At 38.8% G+C, this 8,025-nt stretch carries 8 protein-coding genes and 1 pseudogene; 8 read left to right on the top strand and 1 reads right to left on the bottom strand.

Translation table 11 applies throughout. The annotated features are described in order from the left end of the window. Nucleotides 1-108: 108 nt before the first annotated feature. The 8 genes and pseudogenes from ACM0OY_RS38680 (at nucleotide 109) to ACM0OY_RS38715 (ending at nucleotide 7,023) form a co-directional block, all read left to right on the top strand. The gene (locus ACM0OY_RS38680) at nucleotides 109-963 is read left to right on the top strand and encodes an SDR family oxidoreductase (RefSeq protein WP_414574010.1); all 855 of its coding nucleotides are present in this window, start codon (nucleotides 109-111) and stop codon (nucleotides 961-963) included. A 2-nt stretch (nucleotides 964-965) separates the two neighbouring features. Continuing rightward, a complete protein-coding gene (locus tag ACM0OY_RS38685; RefSeq protein ID WP_414574011.1) occupies nucleotides 966-2,228 on the top strand; it encodes a lactate racemase domain-containing protein in 1,263 nt (420 codons plus the stop codon). Between the two features lie 313 nt (nucleotides 2,229-2,541). After that, on the top strand, nucleotides 2,542-3,036 hold the full coding sequence (locus tag ACM0OY_RS38690; RefSeq protein ID WP_414574012.1) for a DUF6174 domain-containing protein: 495 nt from the start codon (nucleotides 2,542-2,544) through the stop codon (nucleotides 3,034-3,036). 263 nt (nucleotides 3,037-3,299) lie between these two features. After that, complete coding sequence (locus tag ACM0OY_RS38695) at nucleotides 3,300-3,803, top strand: DUF4278 domain-containing protein (RefSeq protein WP_414574013.1); 504 nt, start codon at nucleotides 3,300-3,302, stop codon at nucleotides 3,801-3,803. A 156-nt stretch (nucleotides 3,804-3,959) separates the two neighbouring features. Beyond that, a pseudogene (locus tag ACM0OY_RS38700) lies at nucleotides 3,960-4,211 on the top strand (DUF1822 family protein); the annotation flags it as partial. A gap of 211 nt (nucleotides 4,212-4,422) precedes the next feature. Then, on the top strand, nucleotides 4,423-4,890 hold the full coding sequence (locus tag ACM0OY_RS38705) for a DUF4870 domain-containing protein (protein WP_414574014.1): 468 nt from the start codon (nucleotides 4,423-4,425) through the stop codon (nucleotides 4,888-4,890). 146 nt (nucleotides 4,891-5,036) lie between these two features. Further along, on the top strand, nucleotides 5,037-6,134 hold the full coding sequence (locus ACM0OY_RS38710) for a Gfo/Idh/MocA family protein (protein ID WP_414574017.1): 1,098 nt from the start codon (nucleotides 5,037-5,039) through the stop codon (nucleotides 6,132-6,134). Between the two features lie 187 nt (nucleotides 6,135-6,321). Further along, nucleotides 6,322-7,023 (top strand): DUF547 domain-containing protein, encoded by a 702-nt coding sequence (locus ACM0OY_RS38715; RefSeq protein WP_414574015.1) that lies wholly within the window; start codon nucleotides 6,322-6,324, stop codon nucleotides 7,021-7,023. Here ACM0OY_RS38715 and ACM0OY_RS38720 read toward each other — a convergent pair. Beyond that, the gene (locus ACM0OY_RS38720; RefSeq protein ID WP_414574016.1) at nucleotides 7,008-7,763 is read right to left on the bottom strand and encodes a TIGR04283 family arsenosugar biosynthesis glycosyltransferase; all 756 of its coding nucleotides are present in this window, start codon (nucleotides 7,761-7,763) and stop codon (nucleotides 7,008-7,010) included. The genes ACM0OY_RS38715 and ACM0OY_RS38720 overlap by 16 nt on opposite strands. Nucleotides 7,764-8,025: the final 262 nt, after the last annotated feature.

The following is an 8,025-nucleotide window of genomic DNA, read 5'->3' on the forward strand; positions in this document are numbered from 1 at the left end:
CTTTGTTGCATCGACCTGCACCTTTGTTGCATCGACCTGCAAAAATTAACCCACCGCCGATGAAATCAAGATTGTGTCTTAACGAAGTACTAAACAGAGGAATTATCAATGCCAAACTTATTGAACAAATCAGATTTGATTTTGCATAAACTTTTTAGCTTGAAAGACCAGGTAGCAGTAATCACAGGTGGTTCTGGCGTACTTGGTGGGGCGATGGCGCGGGGTTTAGCCCTTGCTGGAGCGCGAGTAGTGGTTCTCGGCCGCAATGAAGCGCGGGCGAATGCAGTTGTAGCTGATATTACCGCCAATGGTGGGGAAACTATGGCTGTATTGGCAGATGTTAGCGATCGCTCCCAATTAGAAATAGCCAAACACGTTATTTTAAAGCATTGGGGTCAGATAGACATCTTAGTAAACGCTGCTGGTGGCAATATTGCGGCTGCCACAATTACTGCTGATGCTAGTTTTTTTGATATGCCACACGTAGCATTTGAGCAAGTAGTTAGTCTCAACTTGGTGGGTACTTTACTACCCAGCCAGGTTTTTGGACAAGCGATGGTGGAAAGAAATCAACCCCAAGGTTGTATTGTGAATATTTCTTCTATGTCTGCTATCCGGGCGATTAGTCGGGTGGTTGGTTACTCAGCGGCGAAAGCGGCGATAGATAACTTTACTCGTTGGTTAGCTGTAGAACTCGCTCAAAAATATGGAGCCGGGTTGCGAGTCAATGCGATCGCCCCAGGTTTTTTTATTGGCGAACAAAATCGAGATTTACTTTTAAATGCAGATGGAAGTTTAAGCGATCGGGGACAGAAAATTATTAACCATACCCCAGCGGGACGTTTTGGAGAACCGCACGAATTACTCAGTACCTTGATTTGGTTATGCAGTTCTGGTTCTAGTTTTGTCAATGGGGTAGTTGTGCCGGTAGACGGCGGATTTAGCATCTACAGTGGAGTTTAGAAATGTATTCATTAGCCGTAACTAACAATGGCACACTTGCAGATGAAGAAGTTTGCCAACTAGTTCATCAAGCTTTGGCAGATTCTCGGTTTGATGGACAGCGCATCTTAGTATTAATTCCAGATGGAACCCGCACCGCTCCCATCCCGCAAATGTTTAGATTGCTCCATCAGGAGTTAAACAACAGGGTTGCTGCCTTGGATTTTTTAATTGCTCTGGGTACACATAATCCCATGAGTGAGGAACAAATCAATCGTTTAGTTGGGGTAACAACAGAGGAGCGAGAGACAACTTTTAAAGGAGTTCACATCTTTAATCACCTTTGGAATCTCCCAGAAACATTTATTTCTTGTGGAGTTATTTCGGCTGCGGAGATAGCAGAAATTAGTAATGGGATGCTGCATCAAGAAGTTGAGGTGCGCGTTAATAAATTGGTAACAGAATATGATTTAATAATTATTTGTGGCCCAGTCTTCCCGCACGAAGTTGTCGGTTTTTCTGGGGGTAATAAATATTTTTTCCCAGGGATTAGTGGTCAGGAAGTAATTAATTTATCACATTGGTTGGGTGCTTTAATTACCTGTTATGAAATTATTGGTACGCTAGGAATCACGCCAGTTAGACGCTTAATCAATCGAGCCGCTAACATGATTTCTACTCCGAAACTTTGCTTGGCAATGGTCGTTGCACCGAAAACAAATCAATTAGCTGGAATTTATATAGATAAACCAGAGTTGGCTTGGGAAGCTGCTGCAAAATTATCAGCTAAAGTGCATATTAAATATGTAGATCGGCCTTTTAAACAAGTGCTTTCAGTTATGCCCCAAATGTACGATGATATTTGGACAGCTGCGAAAGGAATGTACAAGCTAGAACCAGTAGTGGCGGATGGGGGAGAAGTAATTATCTATGCACCTCATATTACCGAATTTAGCTATACACACGGCGAAGTTTTAGCCGAAATTGGTTATCATGTGCGGGATTATTTTGTTAAACAATGGGATAAATTCCAAGGATATCCTGCGGGAGTTCTAGCACATAGTACGCACTTAAAAGGTATGGGTACCTTCGATCCTATAGAAGGAGAAAAAGCACGAATTTGTGTGACTTTAGCTACTGGTATTTCTCCAGAACGTTGTGCTGCTCATAACTTGAACTATCGCGATCCGGCTACAATTCAATTAACAGAATGGTCTTATCGGGAGCATGAAGGTATTTTGCTTGTACCCAAGGCAGGGGAGATACTTTACCGTATTAACAAGTAAAAACTAAAAAATAAAAAGATTGCTATAGACAGTCGGTAATGGAACGGGTTGAAGTTTGGCGGTCAGCCAGCAAATTATAGTAGAAAAACAGGGTGCTACTCTAGATTTAAATTTTATACCTTGCCAAATAACTCAATTAAAGATTATTATACCGATTTCGGCTCAGACTTGTAATTAATCCAGAGCGATGTCTTACTACTATTTCTCAACCTCGGTCAAACACCGAGGTATTTTAATCAAAAGATAAAGTGTATTTAAACAAGTAAATTTACTAATATACTAGAAAGTAGTTTTTACCACCTAATAGATTGATATGCGCTTGTCTATCATTATCACTGTTGGTTTGTTAGTATTTGCAGGTCTCAACTTACCAGTGATGTCTCAATCTCCTGTAGACATAGCACATTCATCAGCCAAGAAGAACTTGGAACAAAGACTGTTAAATTTTAATCGCCGTTTGTGGAATAAAAAAAATATTTCCAACTATCGCTATACATTTAGTAACGGTTGCTTTTGCATACCAGATGCTAGAGGGCCAGTAATCATTGAAGTACGTAATGGTCAAACAACATCAATCACTTCTGTAGAGACCGGTCAACCAGTTAATCCAGACTTTTTTGACAACTACAACACAATTCCTAAGCTTTTTAATGTGATTCAAGATGCTATCAATCGTCAAGCCTACAGCTTGGATGTAGACTACAGTCCTCAACTCGGCTATCCAACCCAAATTAATGTCGATTACAACAGTCAAATAGCTGACGAAGAAATATATCTAACTATTGAGAATTTTGAAGAAATTCAATAAATACTTAACTGATTGCTTATCAGTATAAGTTGAATAAAATTTGATACTTACCTAAAAAGGCGATCGCACCCTGTTCGCCTTTTTTTATTGCATTACATTGACTCAAAAAATCCACAACTAATACAGATACCTGAAAGTAACACTTTTACTCAAAAAGCACGGTAACCACAAAAGCTGATTTGATGTAAGATAGATAACAATTTTCCAAATAACTTGAATTTGCGTGACAAACGCTTAAGTTTTGGTTTATTAACTTGAGAAAAATGGCTTCGTACTTTTTAATTATACCGTGTGCTTGTTTAATCACTAGCTATTTTGTATTAAAAGAAATTAATAGTGAAATATCACATTTGGTGGCTGTATTTGCAGTTATCAGCTTACTTTTGGGTTTAATCTTAGCTCCTTGGCAGATGTTACTTTTACTATTAATTCCTGTAATTATTAGTACAAGCTATGAATATTACACAAGCAAGGCGATCGGCGAAAAAATAGAATCACCACAACAGCCAATTTGTGAATCTGAAGCAGATTGTAACTTGATCTACCGTGGGGTTTCCTATCGTGCTGACTCCAACGGCAAATTAGATACAGCAAATACACCACCAGTAACTTATAAATTGAGCTTTAGGGGAAGCACTTATTTTGTTTGTGTTAATCCTAACTCTGAAACAGCCCAAATAACTACACCACCAGTAACTTATAAATTGAGCTTTAGGGGAAGTACTTATTGTGTAAAGAAAACTGCACAAAAAGAAATTGATTTGTAATTCGTAGTTACCATAGCAAACCAGTATTGGAAGCTGAGGGGTTTTACAATTTGAGCAAAGTAGGCAAAGCAAACAAGTGAGGAACAGTAATGCTTGACTGGTTAAATTTTCCGTTACCTCTGCGTAAGTCCTCCATCATGGAAATCTTTTCGACCTTTGTGCAATTTGCTGGCGATCGCAGGTAAAATTTACGAACTGCTGATTATACCGCAAGCCTAACCAGACGCAACTATTTGGCGCTTTGAGTTACGTAACCTAACTGTTGGTGCAGTCATCCCTGGCGGTTTTAAACTCTGACTTCTCACTGAAGATTTACAGCCCTTCCCCAATAACGAAGATATTACGATAACTTTGGTAAAACAACTTTATATAGAGGTTGCCTTGGAACCAGCAGAAGGCATAGTCTAGGAAATAGAACCTATTTCCGAAAACTATGACCGAGAAATACTCAGATTTTGAGCTATTAGATTTCTTGCAAAAGTCCTCATTTTTACCTTATTCTTTGCGTCTTTGCGTCTTTGCATAAACAAATTATTTATGCAAGAGGTCTATTGTTTAGCTATTTTATTGGTAGTACAGTGGAGAATTGTCTAGCAGATCCACCTCAACCTAAAAAGCTATGAGAGAAAAACCTAAACAACAAATGCGTATATGGGCGATGTTGTGTCATCTCTCAGCTTTATTAGCATGGTTCTTAGTCTTGTTTTTGGTGTTTCTTGGCATACCTTTATATTTGCCCCTAAATCTGTTAGCGCCACTGATGATTTGGCGATTCCAAAGAGCAAAATATCCCTGGATTGATTTCCAAGGTAAAGAATCTTTAAACTTTCAAATTTCTTTGACCTTGTATACATTTATTGTCATCGCTATCTCTTTGTTTTTTGTGTTAACGAGCTTTAGTTTGGCAGTGACTACTAATAGTACAATTAACGAAGTAAAAATAACGTTAGACAGTTTATTAATTGTGATGATGTGCTTGATTTCATTAATACTACTATTGCAATCATTTTTAGTGAGCTTTGCTGCTATGAAAGCTTATAATGGACAACATTATCGTTATCCTTTGACGATGAGAGTTTTGCGATAGGAAATGAAGAATAATTATTCAGTTTTTGGCATGGTGCAATAATCACAAGAGTGGATACTCTCTGCCTGTCAGCATACTGAATTCTGGCTCCGAGTCCTGAATTATTTCTGGAGGATAATTTGTATAAATATGGGAGTAAAGATAATATGATTGGGGTTGCGATCGCTGGCACTGGATTTGGTCAAAAAGTCCACATTCCTGGATTCCAAGCACATCCTCGCACTGAGGTAGTTGCTGTTTATCACCGAGATATCAATAAAGCCAAAGCCATAGCAGAATCTCATAATATCCCCCACGTCTGCGACACACTTGCAGATATCGTGGCATTACCAGAAGTCCAAGCAGTCAGCATTTCTACACCGCCATTTTTACACTATGAAATGGCAAAAACTGTCCTCCAAGCAGGCAAACATCTACTACTAGAAAAACCTATAGCTTTAAATGCAAATGAAGCCAAAGAACTTTATCAATTAGCTAAAGAAAAAGGCGTCATTGCCACTGTAGATTTTGAATTTCGCTTTGTACCAGGATGGCAATTATTTGCTGAACTTTTGTCAGCAAATTATGTGGGTGAGTTGCGCTTAATTAGAATTGATTGGTTAGGTTCTTCTCGTGCTGATGCTTCTCGTCCTTGGAATTGGTATTCTGAGAAAGAAAAAGGAGGCGGTGCATTGGGGTCTTTGGGTTCCCATGCTTTCGATTATATTCACTGGCTATTCGGCCCAGTTCGTAAATTAAACGCCCATTTAAGTACTGCAATTCCGGCGCGAACTGACCCAACAAATAAAGAATTAAAACCAGTCAATACAGATGACAATTGTATATTAACGCTAGAATTAGCAGACGGTACACCTTGCCAAGTGACCATCAGCGCGGTTGTTCATGCACCAAGAACCCATTGGATAGAAGTATATGGCGATCGCGGTACTTTAATTGTAGGTAGTGAAAATCAAAAAGATTATATTCACGGCTTTCGTGTTTGGGGTTCCCAACCAGGTAAACCCCTCACAGAAATTGAAATACCAAATCGATTAATTTTTCCCAAAAATTACGCCGATGGGCGGATTTCTGCATTTATTCGCGTCATAGACCAATGGGTACAAGGAATTGACCAAAAGCAGCAAACAATACCATCTCTGCGAGAAGGAGTTTATTCTCAGTTATTGATGGATTTATCCCATAAATCCCACGAAACAAGCAACTGGGTTAATGTACCTAGCTTAGAAACTTATCTTCAAACTTAGTAAGGGAGTAATTCAATTTTGGATTCTAGATTGTTTCTTCAACTCCAGAATTCAAAATTTAAAACTTTCAAGAAATACAGAGAACTCTTGCAAAACTATTTTTGTAAAAGGGGGAAAAGAGAAAAAGTTTTTTCTTACCCCCTTCCCTTTTTTCCTACACCCTAATTTTGCTCAAAAACCATCTTTTATGATTGATTTTGAACTTTGGGATACACTACTACGTCAATATGTAGATGCACAGGGTCGTGTAAACTATCTTGCTTGGAAAACAGAGCAACCTCATGTGCTTAGTGATTGGTTGAAAAGCCAAAAAAGATTGCCTCTTAAATCTAATACCAACGCTCTAGAACAATTAGCATTGTGGATTAACCTCTACAATGCGTTTACTATTTCCAGGATTTTAGAACTATATCCACTCGACTCAATTCTGCCAAAAATTGTTGGTGTTCCTAACTGGCTGGCTTTTTTATGGTTCTTCCAGCGTCGAGTTTATGACATCTTTGGTCAGCGTTACAGTCTAGCTCAAATAGAGAACCAAATTCTCAGAGACGAACTGCAAGAACCACGAATTCATTTTGCAATTGTTTGTGCTTCAGTTGGTTGTCCTTTACTACGTTCGGGAGCTTACTTTCCTGAGCAAGTTGTTCAGCAGTTAGATGAAGATGCTCATCGCTTTATTAATAATCCCCAAAAAGTTCGTTATGACTCTCATAGTCAAACTCTCTACTGCAATAAAATTTTCAAGTGGTATCGACAAGATTTCTTAAAAGTTGCGCCTTCCATTCCTGAATACATCTGTTTGTATTTGAAAACAGATGTACTATTGACTGCTGCAACACCGATATCTTATCTTGATTACGACTGGAGCTTAAATCAGCGAATATCTTGATAAAACTGCTTAAGATAGTTAGCATCAACACCAATCCCCCATAAAATTCCAATGTAGAAGTAAATTGCTGTAGCTTTCCAACTACCCCAGCGTACCACTCGGCGATCGGAACTTTGAACGATGCGGTTAACCAAAGCAATTCGTCCAAATGACACTAATCTCAGGCATAAATCTCCATCCTCCATAATTGGTAACGCTTCATCAAATCCACCACAATCCCAAAAATCACGGCGACGACAAAACATAACTTGGTCGCCAAACAACAGACGCAATCCTTTAAAAAATAAATGAGGTCTAAATATTAGCGGGGCATAGTAAGTTTTCAGGTAGTTGTGTAAGGATATGCCCCAACGAGTTGTTTGAGAACCTGTCATTAAAGAAATGAATCCCCCACAAGCAACTGTAGGTTCTGCTAAGGTGTTTTGAATCACAGCAGCAGCATCGTCAGGAATCCAAGTGTCTGCATGGAGAAAGCAAAGTATATCTCCGGTTGCAACTGAGGCTCCGTAATTCATTTGAATTGCACGTCCACGCCGATCGCAAAATAAAATTTGCACATTTAATTGTGAATTCAATGATTCCAAAACTTGCTTAGCGATCGCCACTGTATCATCTTCGCTATCACCATCTACTACTATTACTTCTTTCACAGCTGGGTTCAATAAAGTTAGTTGGCGCAGGGTACGTTCTAAACTAGCTGCTTCATTAAAAGTCGGAATAACAATCGAAACTTGAGACATAAGTAAGTCGTGGGGAAAATTTCCAAGTAAGTAAGTCGGTGAGAATAAATCAAACTATGTTAACTAATATAATGTTAGCTAAACTTGGCTTTTAGTAAGGGCTTTAGCCCTTTTGTTAGGACTAAAGTCCTTACTACAAACATTGAATTTTTCACACCGTTCTACTTACTGCTACTAAAACTGTCTGATGCAATAAATAAAATGGGTAATATAGGAATCCGGTTTGATTTCTGAAAAAAATCCGTACACTTCTAATCCCCTT

This window comes from Nostoc sp. CCY 9925 (assembly GCF_963920935.1).
In the GTDB taxonomy this organism is placed as follows: domain Bacteria; phylum Cyanobacteriota; class Cyanobacteriia; order Cyanobacteriales; family Nostocaceae; genus Nostoc.

Excerpts from the sequence above, each read along its gene's own strand:
- ACM0OY_RS38685 (WP_414574011.1), top strand. The coding sequence starts at position 966 with ATGTATTCATTAGCCGTAACTAACAATGGCACACTTGCAGATGAAGAA.
- ACM0OY_RS38695 (WP_414574013.1), top strand. The coding sequence starts at position 3,300 with ATGGCTTCGTACTTTTTAATTATACCGTGTGCTTGTTTAATCACTAGC.
- ACM0OY_RS38710 (WP_414574017.1), top strand. The coding sequence starts at position 5,037 with ATGATTGGGGTTGCGATCGCTGGCACTGGATTTGGTCAAAAAGTCCAC.
- ACM0OY_RS38715 (WP_414574015.1), top strand. The coding sequence starts at position 6,322 with ATGATTGATTTTGAACTTTGGGATACACTACTACGTCAATATGTAGAT.
- ACM0OY_RS38690 (WP_414574012.1), top strand. The coding sequence starts at position 2,542 with ATGCGCTTGTCTATCATTATCACTGTTGGTTTGTTAGTATTTGCAGGT.
- ACM0OY_RS38705 (WP_414574014.1), top strand. The coding sequence starts at position 4,423 with ATGAGAGAAAAACCTAAACAACAAATGCGTATATGGGCGATGTTGTGT.
- ACM0OY_RS38680 (WP_414574010.1), top strand. The coding sequence starts at position 109 with ATGCCAAACTTATTGAACAAATCAGATTTGATTTTGCATAAACTTTTT.
- ACM0OY_RS38720 (WP_414574016.1), bottom strand. The coding sequence starts at position 7,763 with ATGTCTCAAGTTTCGATTGTTATTCCGACTTTTAATGAAGCAGCTAGT.